A 23,829-nucleotide genomic window follows, 5' to 3' on the forward strand; every position below is an offset into this window, starting at 1 on the left:
AGGAGATAATGCTTGTTTGACCGTTACGAGGCAGGTGAACAGGCTGTACTTGTACATATAGATTTCCCCGATGAAAACAGCAAAGAAGACCTGCATGAATTGCAACTGCTGGTCTCTTCTGCCGGTGTCAACGCCATAGATCTGGTTACAGGATCCCGCGCCACCCCCAGCGCAAGATATTTTGTCGGCAGTGGTAAAGCCGAAGAAATCGCCCAGGCAGTAAAAGCCAATGATGCAGATGTGGTTATCTTTAATCATGCCCTGTCACCATCACAGGAACGTAATCTTGAGTCTGTGTGCAAATGCCGGGTGCTTGATCGTACCGGACTAATTCTTGATATCTTTGCCCAGCGAGCCCGTACCCATGAGGGTAAGTTACAGGTAGAACTCGCACAATTACGGCATATCTCAACCCGCCTAATCCGGGGCTGGACCCACCTTGAGCGGCAAAAGGGCGGCATTGGCCTGCGCGGGCCAGGTGAAACCCAGCTGGAAACAGACCGCCGCTTATTGCGGGCGCGTATTACCCATATTCTGCAGCGTCTGAAAAAAGTCCAGAAACAGCGCGAACAAAGCCGCCGTGCCAGAAACCGGGCAGAGATGCCGACCCTGTCGCTGGTGGGCTATACCAACGCCGGTAAATCAACGCTGTTTAATACCATCACCTCAGCGGGGGTGTATGCTGCAGATCAGCTCTTTGCTACCCTGGATCCTACCTTACGTAAGATTCAGTTACAGGATGTTGGGCCAGCCATCCTCGCCGATACGGTTGGTTTTATCCGCCATCTTCCCCATGATCTGGTGGCAGCATTCAAAGCCACCTTACAGGAGACGCAGCAGGCCGAGCTACTGTTGCATGTAGTGGATTATGCCGATGAACAGCGCCTGGATAATATTGATCAGGTCAATATCGTGCTGGATGAGATCGACGCCGGAGAAGTGCCTCAGTTAATGATTTGCAACAAAATCGATCAACTGGACAATATTCAACCCCATATCGACAGGGATGAGGAAGGTCGCCCGGTCAGAGTCTGGGTCTCGGCGCAAAAAGGCCTGGGTATTGAGCTGCTGTTTCAGGCCATCAGCGAATCAATCGGCAGGAATATGGTACAGTACAGCTTGCGTATTCCTCCCAAAGAAGGAAAACTGCGCGGTGCACTTTATCGAATGCAATGTATCTCTGACGAGTCTTATGCCGAAGACGGCGACTGGCTGGTAGATGTGCGCATGCCGGCAAAAGACTGGTATCAGCTGGAAAAACATCTGGCCAGTGATCTGGCAACCTATGTGATCAATAAACATTAGTCGCGCGCAACGAGCGCAGAACCCATTTATAACTTTCAATACGGAGAAAAACATGGCTTGGAATGAGCCTGGCGGCAACAATAACGACCCCTGGAAAAATCGCGGTGGCCGCGATCAGGGTCCACCGGATCTGGACGAAGTATTTAAAAAATTCTTCGACAAGCTCGGTTTTGGCGGCAGTAATAAGCCGTCCGGGAAAGGTTTTGGTGGCATAGGTGTCGGGCTGATTGTCGGCATATTGGTCGTCATCTGGTTTATCAGCGGCTTCTATACCGTAAAAGAAGCTGAGCGGGGCGTAGTACTGAGGTTTGGTGAGTTCAGTCACTTTGTAGAGCCCGGCCTGCGCTGGAAACCCACTTTTGTAGACTCGGTGGAAACCGTTAATGTGAAATCGGTACGTACTATGCCCTCTTCGGGTTTTATGCTGACCGAAGATGAAAACGTGGTACGGGTGGAAATGGAGATCCAGTATCGGGTGATCGAGCCCTTTAAGTACTCCTATGCGGTGGATGATCCCGATGCCAGCCTGCGCCATGCCCTGGACAGTGCAATTCGCTATGTTGTGGGTCATTCACGCATGGACGATGTACTGACCCGTGGCCGTGAACAGACCCGCCAAAGAGTATGGGAAGAGCTCAACGGTATTGTCACACCTTACGACATGGGTGTGGATGTACTGGAAGTGAACTTTAAAGACGCACGCCCACCAGAAGAAGTCAAAGCCGCCTTCGATGATGCCATTGCCGCCCAGGAGGATGAACAGCGCTTTATCCGTGAAGCCGAAGCCTATGCCCGTGAAATCGAACCCACAGCCCGAGGCCGGGTAAACCGTATGGGTCAGGAAGCAGAGGCCTATAAACAGCAGGTGATCCTTCAGGCTCGTGGTGAAGTGGCGCGTTTCGAAGAATTGCTGCCTCAGTACGCTGCAGCGCCAGAAGTCACCCGTCAGCGCCTGTATCTTGAAGCGCTGGAAGAGATTTACAGCAAAACCAGCAAGGTTATGGTCGACACCGAAGGCACTGGCAACATGATGTATCTGCCACTGGATAAGATTCTGGAGCGCCAGGGTGTGACCGGAGGTCTTCCCATGGTACCCAGTAATGCGCTGGAGGGTGTGCGGGGCACAACCCAAAGCAATCAAAGCGGCAACAGCTCACAAAATTCTGGCCGCACCAGCAGCAGATTCAGCGACGGGAGAAATTAAGATATGAAAAACTTTAGTATTGCTCTGATTGTCGTGCTGGTGATCCTTGGCTTCAGCTCTCTGTTTGTAGTAGAAGAAGGCTATCGCGGTATCGTCATTCAGTTCGGTAAGGTACGCCGTGACGAACAGACCGGCGACACCGCAGTGTATGAGCCGGGTCTGCATTTCAAACTGCCCTTTGTCGACTCAGTGAAAATGCTTAATGCCAGGCTGCTGACCCTGGACGATGGCGCCAATCGCTTTGTTACGGCTGAGAAAAAAGATTTGATCGTCGATTCCTATGTGAAATGGCGAATCAAAGACTTCGCGCGTTTTTATCTCGCCACAGGTGGCTTCCGGGATCAGGCTGAAGCGTTGCTGAGACAGAAAGTGAACAACGGTCTGCGCAGTGAGTTTGGTAATCGTACCATCGCAGAAATTGTCTCAGGTGAACGTTCTGAGCTGATGAACAAGGCCATGATCCAGTCGGCAGAAAGTGCCGTGGAACTGGGTATTGAGATTGTGGACGTGCGGGTCAAACAGATTAATCTGCCTACAGAAATCAGTAATTCAATATTCCAGCGTATGCGTGCGGAACGCGCCGCAGTGGCCAAAGAGCATCGCTCTGAAGGTCAGGAGCAGGCAGAAATCATTCGCGCCGATATCGATGCCCGCGTGACGGTAATGCTCGCCGATGCTGAGCGAAATGCCCGGCAGGTTCGCGGTGAAGGTGATGCAGAAGCTGCTGGTATTTATGCCGATGCGTTTGGCAAAGATGCCGAATTCTACAGCTTCCTGCGCAGTATGGACGCTTATAAGGCCAGCTTTAACAGCAAGCAGGATCTGTTAATCCTGGAGCCTGACAGTGACTTCTTCAAGTATATGAAGAACACTCAAGGGAAAAGACAGGATTAATAATCTCTGTACTTAGAAAAGGGCCCTGCGGGGCCTTTTTTGTATAAGGAAAAAATATGTATCAACATCTGTACCGTCGCTTTCTTGAGGCCAACAAAGGCAAGCAGCATTTTGCCTGCCACAGCCATCATTACTGGCCAGATATAACCCGGGATGCCATGCTTAAGTACTGGGATGATTCCGCCCGTATGGTGGATGACAAGTGGGAGCATATCTTCTCCAGACGCATTCCTGCGGTACAGAAAAAAATCGCCAGCACACTCAATACCGGTGCGTCACAGCAACTGGTCTTTGCCCCCAATACCCATGAACTTCTTTACCGCATACTCAGTTGTCTGGACTGGTGCAAGCCCCTTCGGGTGCTGACTACCGACAGCGAATTTCACAGCTTTAATCGTCAGATTCACCGGCTCAACGAGCGACAAACGCTGCAATTAACCCAGATACCCACCCTGCCCTTTGCAGATTTTGAGCCGCGCTTCGCAAATGCCATACAAAACGGACAGCCCAATCTGATCTTTATCAGTCAGGTCTTTTTTAACTCCGGGCTGGCGGTCTGTGATTTGGAGCGCCTGGTTAACCTGGCCCCGTCTCACAGCATCTTTGTGATCGACGGTTACCACGGCTTTATGGCCCTGCCCACGGATCTGTCTGCTATCGCCGATCGGGTGTTCTATCTGGCGGGCAGTTACAAATATGCTCAGGGTGGCGAGGGCTGCTGCTTTATGCATGTTCCCACCGGTTGTGAGTTACGGCCGGAATATACTGGCTGGTTTGCAGAATTCGGCGAGCTGGATCAACCCAAAGACGGGCAGGTTAACTACAGTAAAGACGGCATGCGCTTTGCCGGTTCCACCATGGATTTCAGCGCGCTATACCGGCTGGAGTCGGTATTGAACCTGTATGCTGAAATGCAGTTGACCGTTGATCATATTCACTACTATATACAAAGGCTGCAGAAAGCCTTTTTACAACAGCTTGAAGACATTGCTCATCCTGAGCTTAACAGCAACAACCTGTTGATGACCAATCCGGCCCATCACGGCCACTTCCTCACATTCAGGTTGTCCTGTGCAGACAAGGTGCAAACCCTGCACCGGATGCTTAAACAACGCGGCATTATTACCGATGCCAGAGGCGACCGCCTGCGCTTTGGCTTCGCCCTGTACCAGAATGCCGATGAATTTGATTTATCCGCTTTGGAGCAGGTCAATGAGTGATGCAATCTGGCTGGCCCTTGCCATGGTACTGATTATTGAAGGCCTCGGCCCGATGCTGTTCCCGAATAAATGGCAACACTATATTCAGCAGCTCGCGGCACAGCCGCCGTCGCAACTTCGCACCATGGGCGGCATTATGGTGATCATAGGCACAGTGACGCTTTTCTATCTTTTTTAATACTTGGTGCTCTTCGAATCCTTCATGGTTAAAACAAAAAGACAGAAATAACCACAGAGTCACAGAGAACACAGAGAACACAGAGATATTAACGGTTTAATCCCTTTACTTCTCTGCGTCCTCTGTGACTCTGTGGTGAAGATTGCTTTTTTCGTGCCTTACTGATCAAAACTAATTAGTTCAATCCTGGCACGGATATGAATTAGAAAGTTTTGCTCTGGTAAAACAGATGATTCCTGCGGAGTAAATTGGTAGAATCCCCGCCTAATTTTCTGACCACTTTTTAATCCATGGCAAAGAATGTTGTAGTGCTCGGCACCCAGTGGGGTGATGAGGGTAAAGGTAAGGTTGTTGATCTGCTGACCGATAAGGCCAAGTTTGTTGTCCGCTATCAGGGCGGTCACAATGCCGGTCATACTCTGGTCATCAAGGGTGAAAAGACAGTATTACACCTTATCCCGTCGGGTATCCTGCGCGATAACGTTACCTGTGTGATTGGCAACGGGGTTGTGCTCAGCCCGGACGCGCTGATGACGGAAATGAAAATGCTCGAAGATCGTGGCGTACCGGTAAAAGAACGCCTGGTGATCAGCGAAGCCTGCCCGTTAATCCTGCCTTATCATATCGCCCTGGATCTGGCCCGTGAAAAGGCCCGCGGTAACAACCCTATCGGTACCACAGGCCGTGGCATAGGCCCTGCCTATGAAGACAAAGTGGCGCGCCGTGGCCTGCGGGTGGGTGATTTAGCCTGCCGCGAAACCTTTGCTCAGCGCCTAAAAGAAATCGTCGAATACCATAATTTTGCCCTGACCCAGTATTACAAGGTCGAGCCGGTGGATTATCAGCAGGTGCTGGATGACGCACTGAAAGTGGCAGACATTATTCAGTCTATGGTTGCCGATGTACCGGATATGCTGGACAAAGCCCGCCTGCGTGGCGATGCCATCATGTTTGAGGGGGCCCAGGGCACGCTGCTGGACATCGACCATGGTACCTACCCCTATGTGACTTCTTCCAATACCACTGTCGGTGGTGTGGCCACAGGGGCTGGTTTCGGACCACTGAATCTGGATTATGTGTTAGGCATCATTAAAGCCTACACCACCCGTGTGGGCTCCGGTCCCTTCCCCACTGAACTGGACTGTGAAGTCGGCCAGCATCTGGGTGTCAAAGGTCACGAATTTGGAGCCACTACCGGGCGTAAACGTCGCACCGGCTGGCTCGACGCCGTTGCCATGAAACGGGCCGTACAAATCAACAGTATCAGCGGTTTTTGTCTGACCAAGCTGGATGTACTGGATGGTCTGCAAACCCTGAAGATCTGTGTCGGTTATAAGGATCAGTCGGGTAGCATTAAGGATGTACCGCCCATGGCCGCCGATGGCTATGACAAGGTCACGCCGGTGTACGAGGAAATGCCTGGCTGGAGTGAGAATACAGTTGGCGCCACCAGCCTCGATGCGCTGCCGCAGGCGGCCAGAGACTATATTAAACGGATCGAAGAGATCACCGGCGTGCCGGTAGATATTATCTCCACCGGCCCCGATCGGGACGAGACCATTATCCTGCGTCATCCTTACGAAGTGTAACAAACATCGCCGAAAAAATGTTCCCGACATTTCCGGCATACCGTCCATCCCTGGACATAAAAAAGCCGCTTTTAAAGCGGCTTTTTAAAAAGTGGGGTCAGAGTAAACTTTTAGATGCCCGTTTTATTGAATGCCTCAGTGTGGCCGAAGAAAAGTTTACTCTGACCCCACTTTTCCAGGCTGCAATTACTGATTTGCGTAAAGCGCCTTTTGTTTGGCAACAAGATGAGCCTTTTCCAGCGAATAGGTAGCAATCAGCGTTTCATCCAGCTCACCACGCTCAAGCATTTTTCTGACCTGTTGCACAGAAAGCATGTCGCCCTGTAAAGCATCGCCCTCCAGTTGCGGGCTTTGCTGCCAGAAGCTGATGAGATCCCGCATGGGCTTATACAGCGTAACCTGGCGATATTTCTCTCCGCTACGGCTGGTGTTCAGACGACGACTGAAATACCTGCTATCACCCACATGCCTGTCGCTCAACTGCTGCTCTGACAGCATATGGCTGGTCAGATACTTAAGAAAGTGCTGACTGTCTGCACTCAGCTCTCCCTTTGTATGGAGGGCAAGGATATGATTCTTGTTAACAACAATATGATCAGCCAGTTGCTGCATATTATTGAGCGACTCTGCCAGCATCGCATCGCTGACAACCTGGTCTTTTTGCAGGCGGCCAATATTGACCAGAACAGCCTGCCAGCGCTGCATGGCCTGCTCCGCGTCTGCCGGGCCCTGCTGCAGGCCCATGCTTGTGAGTACATCCATCGCCGTGGCATCAACACCCGCAGTTTGCTGAGCCGGAACTGAATTGATACTTCTATTATCTGCCTGAACCGGTGCACCCAGAGAAAAAGTGATAACAAACAGGCTGCTAATAAAACCTGATTTTCTGTCCAGTAAGCCTTTCATGGTCTTTCCTTAATTGTTACCGATCTGCTCCGACAATTGTCCGGGCGATTCGGTTGATGGTTTGTACAGCAAGTGGTCTTCACTTATTAATACAAGCGCCATCCATATGGAAAAACCGACAAAAAATTTTCACTTTTTTAATCTTCGGCCAACAAACCCTTCAATGTCTGCCTGTAGGGTTGAACCATCTCTGCGGATCCCTGCTTCTGGTAATAATGAATAAACTCCCGCAAAGTGGCAGCCAAAGGTGCGGTGTTGAGATTTTGATGGATCTCAGTCAGTGCCACCGCACGCTTAAGATACCTGTCGGCTTGTTGTGGATCTGAGCCATGTAAATTGACTCTGGCCAGCCCGGACAAGGTGGTGAGTAAATCCGGGTGACTACCACTCAATTTATCCTCTGTAGCGGATAAAATGCTTAAATAGAGTTGTTCTGCATCGTCGCTTTGCGCCATTACCTCAAGTAATTCCGCACGCTCCTGAGCAACACGCAAAGTGGTAGGATGCCCGAATCCCAGTTGCCGTTGTTTAATCTGCATAGCATCGCTGACCAGTGGCAGGGCTTCCTGATAACGGCCTAGCTGGCGCAGTAACCTTGCCAGCTTCATCTTCGTTTCCAGCGTTTCTATATGTTCATCGCCCAGTTTCTGAATACGCAGTGCCAGCGTCTGACGAAACAGCGTTTCAGACTCATCATACCTTGCCAGCCCCCGGTAGGTATCGGCAAGATTATGCATTGAACGCAATGTCCCCGGATGATAAGGGCCCAGTATCCGCCTGGCCAGGTCGATATGTCGTCTGATGACAGGCTCTGCCTTCTGATATTGCCCGCTGCTCTCAAGCACTGACCCTAAGGTACTTATGCAGTTAATGGTATCGGGATGATGCTCACCCCGCACCTGGCTCATTTTGTCGACGCACAACCTGTAGTACTTCTCAGCCTTTGCATACTCTCCCAACCAATGGTAGATAACTCCCAGCTGGTGCAAAGATGCAAGGGTGTCAGGATGCATTTCTCCGAGGAATTCGCGCCTGTCTGCCAGTATGGATTCAAACATATTGGCCGCCTGCTCAAGCTCCCCCCTCATGTGCAAACCTGAAGCAAGGTTGCTCCTCATACCCAGGGTAACGGCCGACTTTTCACCATACAGCTTACGACTTAACTCAAGGGCACGGAGATTTATGTCATGCCTGCTGTCATGTCGGAACTGCATTGCCAGCAAACGACTGACTTCCTGCAATATCGCCAGATATTCCTCGTTGTCAGTTAACTGATGCTTCTCCATCAGTTCTAATCCGCTGTTAAGATGTGTTTCTGCAGAGGGGATATCCCCCAGAGACAAATAAATACGCCCTACTGTCCTATGGATTGTGCTCTCCACCAGAGGATTAGACTTAATATCCGGATCTTCTCTGTCTGTAATACTCTCGGAAGCCTGATCCAGAATCTGCTTCACGGTAATCTCTCGCCCCTGAGCCCGCTCAGGAGATATCTCCTCGAACATTTCACGGATAAATCCGAGTACGGCTTCGGCCCGATCGCGCTGTGCCGTCACTTGTTGATTCTTGCTCAGAATGGTTTGCATAAAACCAGCCAGCGACAGCAACAAAATAGCAAAGAGCGCGGCACTGATACTGTTGCGGCGCAGATACTTTGAGAATAAATACAAAGGACTCGCTGAGTAGGCAGAAACGGGTCTGATCCCAACAAAATCATCAATATCCTGCATCAACGCGGCCACGCTGGGGTAGCGCTGCTCCGGGCTTTTTTGCAGCGCTTTGAGCACAATACTGTCCAGCTCACCCCGAATAAAGCGCCTGTGCCCCGACTTGCCGTTGAGACGGTTCCCATTAACCACTGACGCACTTGGAATCGATGGTGCAAGAGTGAGAATCGCCTGGCGATAAGCCGATGCATCGTTTTCATCAGCCGCGTAAGGCTGCGACCCTGTCATCAGCTCAAACAGAATCACCCCCAGCGCATACACATCTGTCGCAGTCGTTATCGGCCCGCCCTCGATCTGCTCCGGGCTGGAATAGCGCAACGTATACATTTGTTGGTCTTGGGGGTTTGCCCCTGCAGCCCGCGGCTCTTCCACCTCGCTAAGCAACCTGGAAATACCAAAATCCAGCAGCTTTGGCTCTCCGTCACTGTCCACCAGAATATTCGACATTTTCAGATCGCAGTGAACAATCAGTTGCTGATGGGCGTAATTGACTGCCGCGCAGATTTTCCGGAACAGACGAAGCCGCTGGGCCGGTGCCAGGCGGTTATACTCACAATACAGGTGCAATGGCTTGCCATCGATATACTCCATCACCAGATAAGGCAGTCCCTCTTCGGTGGAGCCGCCATCGATCAGCCTGGCGATATTGGCATGCTCAAGATTAGCCAGATTCTGACGCTCTTGTTTAAACCGCTGCGAAGAAAACCTGGTAGAAAATGCCTTGCGCATCAGTTTGATGGCAACCCGCTTCTGATATTGATCATCGGCTCGTTCTGCCTCGTAAACGACCCCCATCCCGCCGCGGTCAATAAAGCGGGTCAACCGGTAAGGACCTAATTGTTTACCTTGCAGACGCTGGTCATTACGCAGCAGATCTTCAGCCACCACACTGAGAATATGATTGAGATCTGTATCGCTGTCAGCGTGTTCAAGTAACCCCATGACTTCTTTGTATAAGTCCGGGTCACCGACACAGTGTTTTTGTACAAATTCGCTACGTTCTGTTGAGGGTAAGGAGAGTGCATCATGGAATAACGCATCCATTTTGGCCCAATTGGTTTCCATTAGATTTCCTTACGGCACAGGTTACAGATACGTTTAAAACGATAGTAAACTGTTTTGCTAATCTCTGATAACTGTATATATTGTTATATCAGTATTACTGCCAACCTGTTTAAAACGGCAATAACCTAAGTATCTCAGACAATGAAAAGCAAAGCAGAAATCACCCGTCTACTGAAATCCTGGCAACAGGGCGACGAAATGGCGCGCAATGAATTGACTGAAAGAGTTTATGCAGAGCTGCACCGCATGGCCATGAGAAAAATGGCACAGGAACAGCAGAACCATACCCTGCAGGCCACCGCACTGGTTAACGAAGCCTTTTTGCGTTTATTTAATGCCGATGTGGATTACAAAGATCGCGCGCACTTTTTCTGCCTGGCCGGGCGCATGCTGCGGCGTATATTGGTGGACCATGCCCGCAGTGCCGGCAGAAGCAAACGCGGCATGGGCGCCGAGCACATTACCCTGCATGAATCTCAGGTGCTGGGCCAGAATACCAATCCGGAACTGCTGGATCTGGACCAGGCCCTAATCAGCCTGTCACAAAAAGACAGCCGCAAAGCAGAAGTGGTCGAATTGCAGTTCTTTGCCGGATTAAACGCAGAGGAAATTGCAGATGTACTCTCTGTTTCCACTAAAACCGTGGAGCGGGATGGAAAATTTGCCAAAGCCTGGCTGCATAAAACCCTGGCGGAAAACAGGATGGCAGTCTGATCGTACCCATCCGCATAGATAATCGTTCCCTGAATACAAAAAAACCGCTCTTTTGAGCGGTTTTTTACTTATCTCAGTCAGATTCAGACCCGTTCGATAACGGTCGCAATCCCCTGACCCAAACCAATACACATGGTGGCCAGCCCCACTGACTTGTTTTCTGATTCCATCAGATTTAACAAGGTCGTGGTGATACGGGCACCGGAACAACCTAGGGGATGGCCCAGGGCGATAGCGCCGCCATTGAGGTTGACCTTCTCGTCATATTGCTCGAGCCAGCCAAGCTGCTTAATGCAGGACAAGGCCTGGGCCGCAAAGGCTTCGTTAAACTCGGCAATCTCAATATCATCCATAGTCATACCAGCCGCCTTAAGGGCTTTTTGCGTCGCCGGCACCGGGCCATAACCCATGATAGCAGCGTCACAACCTGCCACACCCATGGCGCGGATTTTGGCTCTGGGGGTCAGGCCCAAAGCTTTGGCTTTATCCGCTGACATCACCAGCATCGCCGACGCACCATCAGAAATGGCTGAGGCTGTTCCTGCTGTCACTGTGCCATTAACCGGATCAAATACCGGGCGCAGACCTGCCAGGGTTTCAGTGGTGGTTTCAGGACGGATCACCTCATCGTTGTCCACCAGCGTCAGTGCGCCATCGGCATCATGGCCTTCAATGGGCGCAATTTCACTGGCCCAGCGGCCTTCGAGCATCGCCTTGTGGGCCCGTTGATGTGAGCGGGCGCCAAATTCATCCTGCATCTCACGGGTGATACCATTCTGACGCCCCAGCAATTCGGCGGTCATGCCCATATTGCCGGAAGCTTTGGCGGTGTATTTGGCCAGGCCAGGATGAAAATCCAAGTTAAAGGTCATAGGAACATGGCCCATATGCTCAACACCGCCAATCATATACACATCACCCTTACCGGCCATAATGCCGCAACTGGCATCATGCAACGCCTGCATGGAAGAGCCGCACAACCGGTTCACAGTGACCGCAGGAACGCTGCGGGGAATCCCGGTGAGCAACTGAGCATTGCGGGCAATGTTGAAGCCCTGTTCCTTGGTCTGTTGCACACAGCCCCAGATAATGTCATCGATCTCAGCCGGATCCAGTACGCTGTTACGCTCAAGCAACTGAGTCATCAGATGGGCGGACAGGGTTTCGGCCCGTACGTTTCTGAATACACCCCCTTTCGAGCGTCCCATTGGCGTACGTATACAATCCACTATTACCACGTCTTTCATGATTCCTCCGATACTCAAGCGAAATAGGATTTGCCGGATGCGGCCATCTCGCGCAATCCGTCAGATATCTGATACATAGGGCCAAGGTCCGCATACTTATCAGCCAGGGCAACAAAGTTCTCCAGCCCCAGGGTTTCCATATAACGGAAGATCCCGCCCCTGAAGGGTGGGAAGCCAAGGCCATACAGCAGAGCCATGTCGGCTTCTGCAGCGCTGGCGACTATGCCTTCTTCGAGGCAGCGCACCGCCTCGTTGGCCATAGGCACCATCAACCGGGCAATGATCTCGTCAGTATCGAACTCTTTCTGTTCTGCGCCAATCAGTTTATAAGCTTCGGCGGCGGGCGTTTTGGTAGGCTTGCCGCGCTTATCAGTACCGAAATTATAGAAGCCCTTGCCGTTTTTCTGGCCCAGACGCCCGGCCTGATACAGGCTTTGTACCGGGTCATTGGCAATCCGTTGCATACGCTCAGGAATACCATCAGCCATCACTCCGGCAGCATGGTCGGCCGTATCCAGGCCCACCACATCAATCAGGTAGGCAGGGCCCATGGGCCAGCCAAAAATTTTCTCCATCACTTTGTCCACCGCCACAAAGTCAGCACCATCTAACAGCAGTTGACTAAAACCGGCAAAGTAAGGGAATAACACCCGGTTGACCAGAAAGCCCGGGCAGTCATTGACCACAATAGGTGTCTTACCCATTTTCAGGGCATAGGCCACCACCGCCGCGATGGTCTCATCAGAGGTTTTCTCACCACGGATAATCTCCACCAGCGGCATACGGTGTACCGGATTAAAAAAGTGCATACCGCAGAAACGCTCTGGATGCTGCAAACTTTTCGCCAGTGAATTAATAGAAATGGTCGAGGTATTGGAACAGATAATCGCGTCTTTACTGACGGTCTGCTCGGTTTCCTGCAGTACGGCAGCTTTCACCTTGGGATTTTCCACCACAGCTTCAATCACCACATCGGCATCTTTAAGGGTGCTGTATTCCAGTGTCGGCACAATATTATTCAGTGTTGAAGCCAGGGTCCTGGCATTCACCTTGCCCCGTTCCATGCCTTTGTTGAGAATTTTCGCTGCTTCGTCCAGGCCTAACTGCAGGGCTTCCTGGCGGATATCTTTCATCACCGTCGGCGTGCCTTTTACCGCCGACTGGTAGGCGATACCACCACCCATAATACCGGCGCCCAGTACCGCCGCCTGCTTAATCTCTTTGCTGGATGACTTGGCGAGCTTTTTACCTTTGCCCTTAACCAGTTGATCGGCGGTAAAGATGCCGATTTGCGCCGTCGCCGCATCGGTCTTGGCCAGTTTCACAAAGCCTTCGTTTTCAAGCTTAAGGGCCCCTTCACGCTCCATTGTCGCGGCTTTAGCCACGGTATCCACCATCATATGCGGCGCCGGATAATGCTTACCGGCTACAGCCGCCACCATCGCCTTAGCCGTAGAAAAGCTCATCATGGATTCATTAGCATTTAAGGATAAAGGCGAGGTTTTCTGTTTGCGACGGGCCTGCCAGTCTATCCGGCCTTCAATCGCCTGGGTCAGCATATTCAGGCCGGCATCACGCAGCTTCTCCGGTGCCACTACCGCGTCCAGCGCTCCGTCAGCCATAGCCTGTTCCGGCTTTTTATCTTTACCTGTGGTCATCCACTCCAGTGCGTTATCGGCACCAATCAGCCGTGGCAAGCGCACCGTGCCGCCGAATCCCGGCATCAGACCCAGTTTGACCTCTGGCAGGCCAATGCGGGCGGTGGTATCCGCCACTCTCAGATCACAGGCCAGCGTCATTTCACAGCCGCCGCCAAGGGCGAAGCCGTTTACGGCTGCTACCGTGGGGAAAGGAAGATCTTCAAAACGATCAAACACCTGAGAGGTTTTCGCTACCCAGTTCAGTATCTCTTCATCGGGCAGGGAGAACAGCTGATTAAATTCAGTGATATCGGCACCGACGATAAAGGCGCCTTTGTTGGAGCGCACCAGCGCGCCTTTGACATCATTATGGGACTCCAGTGCAGCGCAAAGCTCATCCAGCTCTGTGACTGTCTGCTGGTCAAATTTGTTGACCGAACCGGCAGCATCAAACACTACCTCGGCGATGCCCCCTTCGAGCAGGGTGGCAGTCAGGCTTTTGCCTTGATATATCATTGTTTTCTCCTATGGCCATCACATGGATGTGCCATGCCTTTTTCGGCAAGGCGGTTGCAGGGTGTGCACAATTCTTGTTGATGCAGGACTAAATTTCAACAAAAATTCAAACAATTGTTTAAATATTTTCTGTATGCCCTGATAAGTATGGCCCTTACCGGCCATTGTCGAAAAAACATACTTGATAATCTCAGCCATTGGTTTACATTGATCGACCCTGTTGGAGGTTTTTTCTATGTTTAACTCCAGAATATTGATTGTTCTGTTTTCCCTTTCTCTGGTTCCTTTTGTGCAAGCGACGCAGGATAATAATGTTCAGCAAAGAGAGCTGTTTCTTAAAGCTGAAAAATGGAGCCACTACCCCAACAGTCAGACCTACAAAGAACTGGCTGGTCAGCTGCAAGACTACCCTTTGTATCCCTATCTGCATCAGCATGCCTTGCTGGCCGATCTGCGCCTGAGTAAAGAAACAGAAATCAGCAAATTCCTGCAGCAACATGCCGGTACACCACTGGATGGTGAGCTGCGGGAAAAATGGCTCTATTACCTCAACAAACGGGGCGACGGCGACAGATTTATAAAATACTATCAGGACCTCGGCAACACTGAATTACAGTGCCTGAATGCCAAATATCACCTGGCCCGCAACAAGCCGCAGGGGCTTGCGCTGGTGTCAGAGCTCTGGCTGGCGGGCAAATCTCAGCCCAGGGCCTGCGATGCTGTATTCAGAGCCTGGACAGCAGCCGGCCATCGCACTGATATGATGGTATGGCAACGTCTGGTTCTGGCGGCCGACGGTGGTGACCACACCCTGATCCCTTACCTGAAATCTCTGCTTGATAAAGAACAGCAATATCTGGCCGATCTCTGGTACAAGGCGCGCCGTAATCCGGCCATGGTCAGCAGACTATCCGGCTTCCCGGGCCGCTTTCCTGAAAAAGAACAGCAAATTATCAGTTATGGATTAAAGCGGCTGGTGTGGCGCGATCATGCCATGGCACTGAAAACCTGGCATGATGCCCAGAAGCGTTTTGCCTTTAATGCCGGTGAGCAACATGAAATTGCCGAGCGTTTTGCCATTGCGCTGGCCGTTGACAATCATCCTCAGGCCGGATTCTGGCTGGAAAAGGCCAATAATGGTCAGAATAATGAAGATATCTTCCGCTGGCATCTGACCCATGCACTGCGTCAGAACAACTGGCAGCAGGTCATCGATGTTATCGAATTGTCGCCGCAGATACTGGAATCTGATTACTCCAGCCGTTACTGGCTTGGCCGCAGCTATGAAAGCCTTAATGCCCCGGATCGCGCTCAGCATGAGTACGATAAACTCTCCTCTGTTCGCCATTACTACGGCTTTCTGGCCAGTGGCAAACTGGCCCGTCCGGCTCAGTTAGCCGATGTACCGCTGGAACTTGATACCGCCTTACTGGCGCAGGTGGCTGATCTGCCCTCTGCCAAACGCGCTAAGGAGTTTCTGGCACTGGAGCGTTATGTACCGGCCCGGCGCGAGTGGATAAAACTGCAATCTAAACTGAGCCATACTCAGGGGCTGGCAGCGGCCGTACTGGCCGATCGCTGGGGCTGGCATGATCAGGCCATATTTGCCCTGTCCCGTCTCGGTTACCTGGATGATGTAAAGCGTCGCTTCCCGCTGGCCTACGATACACAGCTGCAGCAAAGTGCCACTAAAAATGCCGTCGATCCGGCATGGGCCTTTGCTATCGCCCGCCGGGAAAGCTCCTTTATGATCGACGCCAACTCAGGTGCCGGTGCCAAGGGTCTGATGCAACTGATGCCTGGTACGGCGCAATATCTGGCGAAGAAGAAAGTGTCAGCCAGCGCCCTGTTTGATGCACAACAGAACGTCGAATTTGGCACCCGCTATATGCGCTACCTGCTGGACAAAATGCATGACAATCCGGTGCTGGCAACCGCAGCCTATAACGCCGGTTGGCATCGGGTTAACCAGTGGCTGCCCGATGAAGAAGTACCGGCAGATGTGTGGGTGGAAACCATCCCCTACAAAGAAACCCGTAATTACGTGAAAGCGGTGATGGCCTATCAGCAGATTTACAAACAACGCCTTGGTCAGCAGCAAAATCTGTTTGAGCAGCTGGCGGATATGCGTATCTCATCACGGATGACCGCAAAATAACAATCACCCGGCTCGCAGGCCTTTCAGCGAGTCGGGTAATAGTAGAATCAGTCGGCTTATGCTAGTGTATCGGCAATTTTTAATGTCGGATTTGGTTCACTATGCAGCAACTCGCATCCCTCTATCCCCAGCATATTGCTGAACTTCAGTCTCGTACCCATGAAGCCCTGCAACGGGAAGGTATTGACGGGCTGATTATTCACTCCGGTCAGGCCAAGCGTAAGTTCCTCGATGATATGGATTACCCCTTTGCGGTGAACCCGCAGTTTAAGGCCTGGTTGCCGGTGCTGGACAATCCAAACTGCTGGCTGATCGTCAACGGCCAGGACAAACCCAGACTGATCTTCTACCGGCCAAAAGATTTCTGGCACAAAGTACCACCTGAGCCGAACGCCTTCTGGGCTGAGCACTTTGATATCACCCTGCTGACCAAGGCCGATCAGGTTGAGAAACACCTGCCCTATGATAAACATCGCTTTGCCTATATCGGTGAATATATCGAAGTGGCCCGGGCGCTGGGCTTTGAACTGGTGAACCCTGATCGTGTATTGCATTACCTGCATTACCATCGCGCCTATAAAACAGATTACGAGCTGGCCTGTCTGCGCCAGGCCAATCAGATTGCCGTAACCGGCCATCGCGCCGCCCAGCAGGCATTTATGCAGGGCGCCAGCGAGTTTGATATCAATCAGGCCTACCTGAGCGCCGTGCGCCAGGGCATTAACGAAGTGCCTTATGGCAATATCGTTGCCCTGAACGAGAACACTGCCATTCTGCACAATATGACGGTAGAGACGGATTGCCCTGAACAGCACCGCTCTTTTCTGATTGATGCAGGCGCACATTTTCATGGCTATGCGGCGGATATCACCCGTACCTATGCCTTTGAGCAAAACGAATTTGCCGAACTGATCCAGGCCATGGATCAGGTGACATTGGATCTGGTGGATATGCTTAAGCCCGGGATTGCCTATTCAGAACTGCATATCAGTGCGCATCAGCGCGTGGCAGAGTTACTTAATCGCTTTGGTGTGGTTAATCTCAATGGCGCTGATATTGTTGAGCAGGGCATCACCCGTACCTTCTTCCCCCATGGTATCGGCCACCACCTTGGTTTACAGGTACATGATATGGGTGGCCTGATGGCTGATGACCGCGGTACACCGGCACCGCCACCGGCAGAACACCCCTTTTTGCGCGCCACCCGCGATGTGGAAGCCAGGCAGGTGTTTACCGTAGAGCCGGGGCTGTATTTTATCGACAGCCTGCTGGCCGATCTCAAAGGCAGCGAACAATCCAAATATATTAACTGGGACAAAGTCGACAGCTTCAGGCCCTTTGGCGGTATACGCATTGAAGACAATGTGATCGTACACCGTGATAAAAATGAGAATATGACCCGGGATCTGGGTCTTAACTAACTATAGGTCCAGTGGTGTTGTTATGACCGAAAACACGCGGTAAATCCGTCCCTGGACGCTCCGCCACAGCATCCCTGCTGTGAAGGGTTTTCAATCATAACAACACCATGTGTATAAGATTGCCGCATAATTCGGAACAATTATTCAGGCATTCTCTATGTGTTCAGGTACTACTACAACAAACAGGAATTTAAAACTGTGAAAGCAAAACTTGCATTGATTGCCGCTGCACTGCTTACCAGCAGTGCAGCTATGGCCGTAACCCCCTCTGAACAGGCCATTAAACTGGCCAAAGAAACCATCATTGTCGACGGCCACATTGATGTGCCCTATCGCATCAATGACACGTGGGAAGATGTCAGCCGCGCCACCGACGGCGGCGACTTCGACTACCCCAGAGCCGTGCAGGGGGGACTGAATGCACCTTTTATGTCGATTTACATTCCGGCCAGTTACGAAACATCAGGCGACAGTGTGCAACTGGCCAACAGGCTGATTGACAGCATGGAAGCACTGGTTGGCCGGGCGCCGGATAAATTCGCTCTGGCCCATAGTGTTGCCGATGTGGAAAAGGCCTTTGCCGAGGGCAAAATTGCCCTGCCACTGGGCATGGAGAACGGTACCCCGATTCAGGGCAGCCTGGATAACCTGCGGCATTTCTATGAGCGGGGCATTCGCTACATCACCCTGGCCCATTCACAGGCCAATCATATTTCCGACTCATCCTATGATCTGCGTCGTAAATGGAATGGTCTGAGCGATTTTGGCAAGGAACTGGTGGTGGAAATGAACAAACTCGGCGTGATGGTAGATATTTCCCACGTGTCTGATGATGCCTTCTATCAGGCCGCAGAAATTTCCAAAGCCCCGATGATTGCCTCACATTCATCCATTCGCCAGTTTACCCCCGGGTTCGAGCGCAATATGGATGACAAGATGATCAAAAAGCTGGCCGAAAATGGCGGTGTGATCATGATCAACTTCGGCTCAAGCTTTGTTTCCAAGCAGGCCCGGCAGTGGAATGATCAATTCAGCAGTAAGATGGAAGAGAAAGACCTGAGCTGGTCTGATCCGCAGGCGGAAACCTTCAGCAAGCAATACCGCCAGAACAACCCTTACCCCTTTGCCTCTCTGGAACTGGTGCTGGATCATATCGACCATGTGCGCGATCTGGTGGGCATCGACCATATCGGCATTGGCTCAGACTATGATGGTGTGGGCGACTCACTGCCGGAAAATCTTAAAGATGTGTCCACTTACCCGAACCTGGTACAAGGGCTGCTGGATCGCGGCTATTCCGATGCAGATATCCGCAAGATCCTGTCCGGTAATCTGCTGCGGGTATGGCGTGAAGTCGAAGCCTACGCCGCTGCTCACTAATCAGAGAACAGGAAAATCAGGATTTCAGCAGGTTATTAAACCTGTTGAAATCCTTAGCTTCATTGCACTAAGCACTCACTTTGCAGCAAAATCCTGAGTCTCGTAATACAGCGGCTTCATCGACCCACAGGCGCTCAGCCGGTTAATCAGAAACGCCTCTTTGGGAACTGCCTGCCCCACATCAAACTGCCTGATACAGCCGATATTCTCAAACACCAGTATCAGATGATCATAACTGGGTACGCCCCTAATCTGATGCACCAGCATGCGGCCACCACGATCCAGTTCCACTTCGTCATACACCTGCAGTGTAGAAGGCTCAGACTGAGGCTCAATCATGCGAAAATACTTTTGCTCTAAGAAGGTCACTTCCATTTGTTCATATTGCAGACTGCCGCCACGCTCGAAATGGCCCATATAAACATCTGCCTTGACCGTCAGCTTTTCACCCTGCATTAAATGCTGCAGGTTAAACGTCTCGGGTTTGATGGTAACCAGGTCGGCATCTTTGGCCAGAAAATACAAAAACGGATCACCGGGAGAGATTTTATAAATAATCTGGGCATCATGTGGCTTAGTGTGCATGGGCATATGGGAAGCATATAACCCGGACTCATGGGTAAACACCACCATGCCATGGGTGCCGTCATAATCGCTGTCGGCACGGGTCAGGGCACTGAAACACAAGAGTAAACTCACCAACCATATTTTTGCTTGCATACTTCACCCAAAATCGGGAACTGGAAGTCTGATTATACACTGAATCCCCGTCTCCATAGAGTATTGCTCACCCGGATTGGTATTACTGCCCGCGACAATGTTAGGATCCCCCGTCATTTTAATGCCACCTTTGCTGTATTCAGAGAAAGTTGGCAGTTATCACTTGAGGATCCTTAATGTCTAAAACCTACACCAGCGTTGAAGCACAGGCCAGTTACGGAATTGGTCTGCAAATGGGCGAACAGCTTGCCGGCAACCCTTTTGACGGACTGGATATCTCCGCCGTGCAGGATGGCCTGGCCACTGCATTTAATAAACAGCCCAGTGCCGTCAGCAATGATGAGCTGCGTGACGCCTTCAACGAGATCCACCAGCGTATGCAGGCCGCCAAAGCCGAACAGGCTAAAGAAGCCTCTGCCGCCGGCGAAGCCTTTCTGGCTGAAAATGCCAAACGTGACGGCGTGATTGTTACCGAGTCGGGCCTGCAGTACGAAGTGATCAATGAAGGTGAAGGCGAGTCTCCTACGGCCGAGGCTACCGTGCGTACACATTATCACGGCACCCTGATTGACGGCTCCATGTTTGACAGCTCTTACGAGCGTGGCCAGCCTGCTGAATTCCCTGTAGGCGGTGTGATCAAAGGCTGGACCGAAGCCCTGCAAATGATGAAGCCCGGTGCCAAGTGGAAGCTGTATGTACCCCATCAGTTGGCCTATGGTGAGCAAGGCGCAGGCGGTGCCATTGCCCCTTACAGCACACTGGTATTTGATATTGAGCTGCTGGAAGTGGTTGGCTAAAAGCCGATACCCCACATAACACTAAAATTCCGGGAGAATTTTAGGACAGCTTTAGCTGGCCCGCGGAGCGGGTGAGCTACATGGACGTAGCTCACAAAAAGCCCGCTAAGGAAAACCTTAGCGGGCTTTTTTGTTTGCATGCTTCTGCAACGGGAAGCTGTATTCGCGGTTAAGGCGGCAAAGCCGCCTCTTATCCCCCCTTAAAACGCCACGTCCGGACAGGGCGATGTGTAAAAGGCGGATAATTTTCAGGGATGAAAATTAAGCGGAGACTGAACAGGGACGTGAGTCTCCGCGACCGGCTTTTACCAAGCCATGACCGGACGCTGTGTGGCGTTAGGGGCGTGCTTTCTTTGGGTTACCTTGCTTTACACGAGTAAAGAAAGGTCACTGGCACACCAGGGACGGTGTGTCATACCTGCAGGGACAGCTAATTTCTTAGCCTTGATTAGGTGTTTCAGTAAATAGCTCCAAAACATGCCAGCCAGCCTAGCTGGCTGGCTGGCATTGAAACTACCTTTCTAAATACCTCAGGCCTTTGGCCCCGCCTGACGAATCTCGTCAGAGACATCATACTTGGCAAAGTTATTAGTAAACTCCGTGGCCAGGTTTGCCGCGTACTCATCATATTTCACCGGGTTGTCCCAGGTATTACGGGGGTTCAGCAGCTTGCTGTCTACTCCGGGGACGGCCACAGGCACATCCAGATTCAGTTGTGGCAGGTGCTCGGTTTCTACATCGGCCAGTTTGTTATTCACAATCGCGTCAATCACCGCACGGGTGGTAGGAATATCAAAGCGCTTACCGGTGCCATAAGGGCCGCCGGTCCAGCCGGTATTAACCAGATAGACTTTGGCGCCAAATTCACGGACCCGTTTAATCAGCAGCTCGGCATAAACGCCCGCCGGGCGCGGGAAGAAAGGCGCACCAAAACAGGTAGAGAAGGTAGACTCAATGGCCGCCGTTGAACCGATCTCTGTTGAACCCACTTTGGCCGTATAGCCCGACAGGAAGTGATAGGCCGCCGCCTGCTCAGACAGGATGGATACCGGCGGCAATACGCCGCTGACATCACAGGTCAGGAATACCACGGCACCGGGTTCACCGGCACGGTTTTTCACTTCACGCTTTTCAATATGCTCCAGCGGGTAAGCCGCCCGGCTGTTCTGGGTCAGGCTGGCATCCTTATAATCCGGTACTTTATTGTTATCCAGCACCACATTTTCCAGCACCGTACCAAAACGAATGGCGTTCCAGATCACCGGCTCATTCTTCTGCGACAGGTCGATACACTTGGCATAACAGCCACCTTCGATATTAAACACCGAGCCTTTGGCCCAGCCATGCTCGTCATCACCAATAAGGTAACGGCTGGGATCCGCAGACAGGGTGGTTTTACCTGTACCTGACAGGCCGAAGAACAGGGTTACGTCGCCCTGCTCGCCCACATTGGCACTACAGTGCATGGGCAGCACATCTTCGGCTGGTAACAGGAAATTCTGTACTGAGAACATGGATTTTTTCATCTCACCGGCGTAGCGCATACCAGCCAGCAACACCTTACGCTCAGCAAAGTTGATGATCACTGTGCCTTCTGAGTTGGTGCCATCACGCTGTGGTTCACACACGAAACCCGGCGCATTCAGGATTTGCCAGGCGGGTTTGTCAGCGGCATTCCAGTTTTCTGGTTGAATAAATAAGTTACGCGCAAACAACTGATGCCACGCCGTTTCGGTGCGTACCAGCAAAGGCAGATAATGCTGTGGATCCGCACCCACTTCCAGATGCGACATAAAGTGCTCTTTTGGTGCCAGATAAGCTTCGACTCTGTCCCACAGGGCATCAAACTTGGCCGCATCGAAAGGCCGGTTTACCTCTCCCCACTGAATATCCGCTTCAGTGCTGGCTTCTTTAACGATAAACCTGTCTTTGGGTGAACGGCCGGTGCGCTCACCGGTTTCTACAACCAGTGCGCCGTTAGCGGCCAGATGGCCTTCGTCACGGCGAATGGCCTGTTCAATCAAATCGGCAGAGGTTAAATCAACCATCAGGTTGGGGGGCAGAGAGGTCATCAAGGCGTACTCCTGGCAAAATGTTTTCAAGTAGGGTTTCAAAATTGAGGCGTGGCGCGGATCATACATTATTTAAGGGCTGCAGAGGTAGGGTTGCGGTCAAAAAAAACGCAAAACTGAAAGACTTTCAGGTTTTTGATCAAATACTTTCAGTATTTTTGCATAACTATCCGTTGTCATCAGCCGAGAACCCGCTATCTGAAAGAAGATAACGGCATCCGCCAACCAATAACTATGCAACAGATAAAATGGCTTTAAGTCATAACCAACATCTATAGATATCTGGCTGATATCAGCCCAATTGGACCAGCTAAAAACAAGGGTTATCTGCCATCTGAGGACAAGATTGGTGATTGGATGACTTCTCTATTGATTACTGCAGGTCCTGGCACTGGCATTGTGTGGCAGTTGCGGAATTTTGATTTGGATCTGACCCTTTTTATTTTCAGCAACTGGAGGGAAAAGTGAAACAATACATTGGTACGTTCTACAACCGGAAGAGACTGCACAGTAGCCTGAACTATCTTTATCCGGTACAGTTTGAAAATGCCGCCTAACAACAACGCGTGTCCGATTTATCGAGGGAACATCACATTTACTCGCTGGCCTGCGGCCAACGCGCTCGCAAATGCCGTAAAGGCGAAACGTTATATGGAGTTCAAGTAGTGAGAAGGGCCTTAATCATTATTTTATTCTCTTTAGTCTTTTCAGGTTGTGCAACAACAGAACAAGAGAATGCTGAATACATGTGTTCCGATATCCAATCATGCGCTCAAAACATTATGCTGCGAGTAAGGGAAAAGTCACATTGGATATGTGACCAAAAATCCAATGATAAAACTGTTGTTGTAAAATCTACATTTTCAAAGTCTGGTGACTTAATATATATGAAGCTCAGTTCATCTAGTGGTGATAAGGAATTTGATACTGCAGCTCTCAATGCAGTAAAGGCCGCAGCACCTTTTAAGGAGCTAACTATGCTTAGCCCAAAAGACTTTGAAGAGGTATCAGTCATAGACTTTAAATTTGTAGGCAACAAAGAAAGCAAATAATGGATTACTCTCCATATAACAAGG

General features: G+C 51.2%; 19 protein-coding genes. 13 read left to right on the top strand and 6 right to left on the bottom strand.

The window, feature by feature from the left end; genetic code table 11:
• The first annotated feature begins 12 nt into the window (after nucleotides 1-12).
• From hflX to AT746_RS18380, 6 genes are all read left to right on the top strand, one after another.
• Nucleotides 13-1,305 (top strand): ribosome rescue GTPase HflX, encoded by a 1,293-nt coding sequence (hflX, locus tag AT746_RS18355; protein ID WP_062483403.1) that lies wholly within the window; start codon nucleotides 13-15, stop codon nucleotides 1,303-1,305.
• A gap of 52 nt (nucleotides 1,306-1,357) precedes the next feature.
• A complete protein-coding gene (gene hflK / locus AT746_RS18360; protein WP_062483405.1) occupies nucleotides 1,358-2,509 on the top strand; it encodes an FtsH protease activity modulator HflK in 1,152 nt (383 codons plus the stop codon).
• A gap of 3 nt (nucleotides 2,510-2,512) precedes the next feature.
• Complete coding sequence (gene hflC, locus AT746_RS18365; RefSeq protein WP_062483407.1) at nucleotides 2,513-3,403, top strand: protease modulator HflC; 891 nt, start codon at nucleotides 2,513-2,515, stop codon at nucleotides 3,401-3,403.
• Nucleotides 3,404-3,459: 56 nt separating this feature from the next.
• On the top strand, nucleotides 3,460-4,623 hold the full coding sequence (locus tag AT746_RS18370) for an aminotransferase class V-fold PLP-dependent enzyme (protein ID WP_062483409.1): 1,164 nt from the start codon (nucleotides 3,460-3,462) through the stop codon (nucleotides 4,621-4,623).
• Complete coding sequence (locus AT746_RS18375) at nucleotides 4,616-4,801, top strand: DUF2065 domain-containing protein (protein ID WP_062483411.1); 186 nt, start codon at nucleotides 4,616-4,618, stop codon at nucleotides 4,799-4,801. Before AT746_RS18370 ends, AT746_RS18375 begins: the two co-directional genes overlap by 8 nt.
• A 290-nt stretch (nucleotides 4,802-5,091) precedes the next feature.
• The gene (locus tag AT746_RS18380) at nucleotides 5,092-6,390 is read left to right on the top strand and encodes an adenylosuccinate synthase (RefSeq protein WP_062483413.1); all 1,299 of its coding nucleotides are present in this window, start codon (nucleotides 5,092-5,094) and stop codon (nucleotides 6,388-6,390) included.
• 186 nt (nucleotides 6,391-6,576) lie between these two features.
• Here AT746_RS18380 and AT746_RS18385 read toward each other — a convergent pair whose 3' ends face one another.
• The gene (locus tag AT746_RS18385; protein ID WP_062483415.1) at nucleotides 6,577-7,296 is read right to left on the bottom strand and encodes a hypothetical protein; all 720 of its coding nucleotides are present in this window, start codon (nucleotides 7,294-7,296) and stop codon (nucleotides 6,577-6,579) included.
• Between the two features lie 137 nt (nucleotides 7,297-7,433).
• Nucleotides 7,434-10,088 carry a serine/threonine-protein kinase gene (locus AT746_RS18390; RefSeq protein WP_062483417.1) on the bottom strand — a complete coding sequence of 885 codons (2,655 nt, stop codon included), beginning with the start codon at nucleotides 10,086-10,088 and terminating at the stop codon, nucleotides 7,434-7,436.
• Between the two features lie 141 nt (nucleotides 10,089-10,229).
• Between AT746_RS18390 and AT746_RS18395 the strand changes: the two genes are divergently transcribed.
• A complete protein-coding gene (locus tag AT746_RS18395) occupies nucleotides 10,230-10,802 on the top strand; it encodes a sigma-70 family RNA polymerase sigma factor (RefSeq protein WP_062483419.1) in 573 nt (190 codons plus the stop codon).
• An 83-nt stretch (nucleotides 10,803-10,885) separates the two neighbouring features.
• On the opposite strand, the gene fadA is transcribed toward AT746_RS18395, so the two are convergent.
• On the bottom strand, nucleotides 10,886-12,049 hold the full coding sequence (fadA, locus tag AT746_RS18400; protein WP_062483421.1) for an acetyl-CoA C-acyltransferase FadA: 1,164 nt from the start codon (nucleotides 12,047-12,049) through the stop codon (nucleotides 10,886-10,888).
• A gap of 14 nt (nucleotides 12,050-12,063) precedes the next feature.
• Nucleotides 12,064-14,205 carry a fatty acid oxidation complex subunit alpha FadB gene (gene fadB, locus AT746_RS18405; protein ID WP_062483423.1) on the bottom strand — a complete coding sequence of 714 codons (2,142 nt, stop codon included), beginning with the start codon at nucleotides 14,203-14,205 and terminating at the stop codon, nucleotides 12,064-12,066.
• Between the two features lie 235 nt (nucleotides 14,206-14,440).
• On the opposite strand from fadB, the gene AT746_RS18410 reads away from it, so the two are divergent.
• From AT746_RS18410 to AT746_RS18420, 3 genes are all read left to right on the top strand, one after another.
• On the top strand, nucleotides 14,441-16,363 hold the full coding sequence (locus AT746_RS18410) for a lytic transglycosylase domain-containing protein (RefSeq protein ID WP_062483424.1): 1,923 nt from the start codon (nucleotides 14,441-14,443) through the stop codon (nucleotides 16,361-16,363).
• Nucleotides 16,364-16,464: 101 nt separating this feature from the next.
• Nucleotides 16,465-17,784 (top strand): Xaa-Pro dipeptidase, encoded by a 1,320-nt coding sequence (pepQ, locus tag AT746_RS18415; RefSeq protein ID WP_062483425.1) that lies wholly within the window; start codon nucleotides 16,465-16,467, stop codon nucleotides 17,782-17,784.
• 252 nt (nucleotides 17,785-18,036) lie between these two features.
• Nucleotides 18,037-19,164, top strand: a complete 1,128-nt coding sequence (locus AT746_RS18420; RefSeq protein ID WP_082633430.1) for a dipeptidase — start codon at nucleotides 18,037-18,039, stop codon at nucleotides 19,162-19,164.
• 75 nt (nucleotides 19,165-19,239) lie between these two features.
• Here AT746_RS18420 and AT746_RS18425 read toward each other — a convergent pair whose 3' ends face one another.
• Nucleotides 19,240-19,884, bottom strand: a complete 645-nt coding sequence (locus AT746_RS18425) for a hypothetical protein (RefSeq protein ID WP_062483427.1) — start codon at nucleotides 19,882-19,884, stop codon at nucleotides 19,240-19,242.
• A 176-nt stretch (nucleotides 19,885-20,060) separates the two neighbouring features.
• On the opposite strand from AT746_RS18425, the gene AT746_RS18430 reads away from it, so the two are divergent.
• Nucleotides 20,061-20,681: an FKBP-type peptidyl-prolyl cis-trans isomerase gene (locus tag AT746_RS18430; protein ID WP_062483428.1), complete on the top strand. Its 621-nt coding sequence runs from the start codon at nucleotides 20,061-20,063 to the stop codon at nucleotides 20,679-20,681.
• A gap of 530 nt (nucleotides 20,682-21,211) precedes the next feature.
• Here the strand turns inward: AT746_RS18430 and AT746_RS18435 are convergent.
• Entirely contained in the window at nucleotides 21,212-22,753 is a 1,542-nt protein-coding gene (locus AT746_RS18435; protein WP_062483430.1) for a phosphoenolpyruvate carboxykinase, read from the bottom strand.
• A 452-nt stretch (nucleotides 22,754-23,205) separates the two neighbouring features.
• On the opposite strand from AT746_RS18435, the gene AT746_RS20310 reads away from it, so the two are divergent.
• Both AT746_RS20310 and AT746_RS18440 read left to right on the top strand, forming a co-directional pair.
• The gene (locus tag AT746_RS20310) at nucleotides 23,206-23,310 is read left to right on the top strand and encodes an IS3 family transposase (protein ID WP_082633340.1); all 105 of its coding nucleotides are present in this window, start codon (nucleotides 23,206-23,208) and stop codon (nucleotides 23,308-23,310) included.
• A 108-nt stretch (nucleotides 23,311-23,418) separates the two neighbouring features.
• Complete coding sequence (locus tag AT746_RS18440) at nucleotides 23,419-23,805, top strand: TonB family protein (protein ID WP_062483431.1); 387 nt, start codon at nucleotides 23,419-23,421, stop codon at nucleotides 23,803-23,805.
• Nucleotides 23,806-23,829 lie beyond the last annotated feature (24 nt).

This window comes from Lacimicrobium alkaliphilum (assembly GCF_001466725.1).
Lineage (GTDB): Bacteria > Pseudomonadota > Gammaproteobacteria > Enterobacterales > Alteromonadaceae > Lacimicrobium > Lacimicrobium alkaliphilum_B.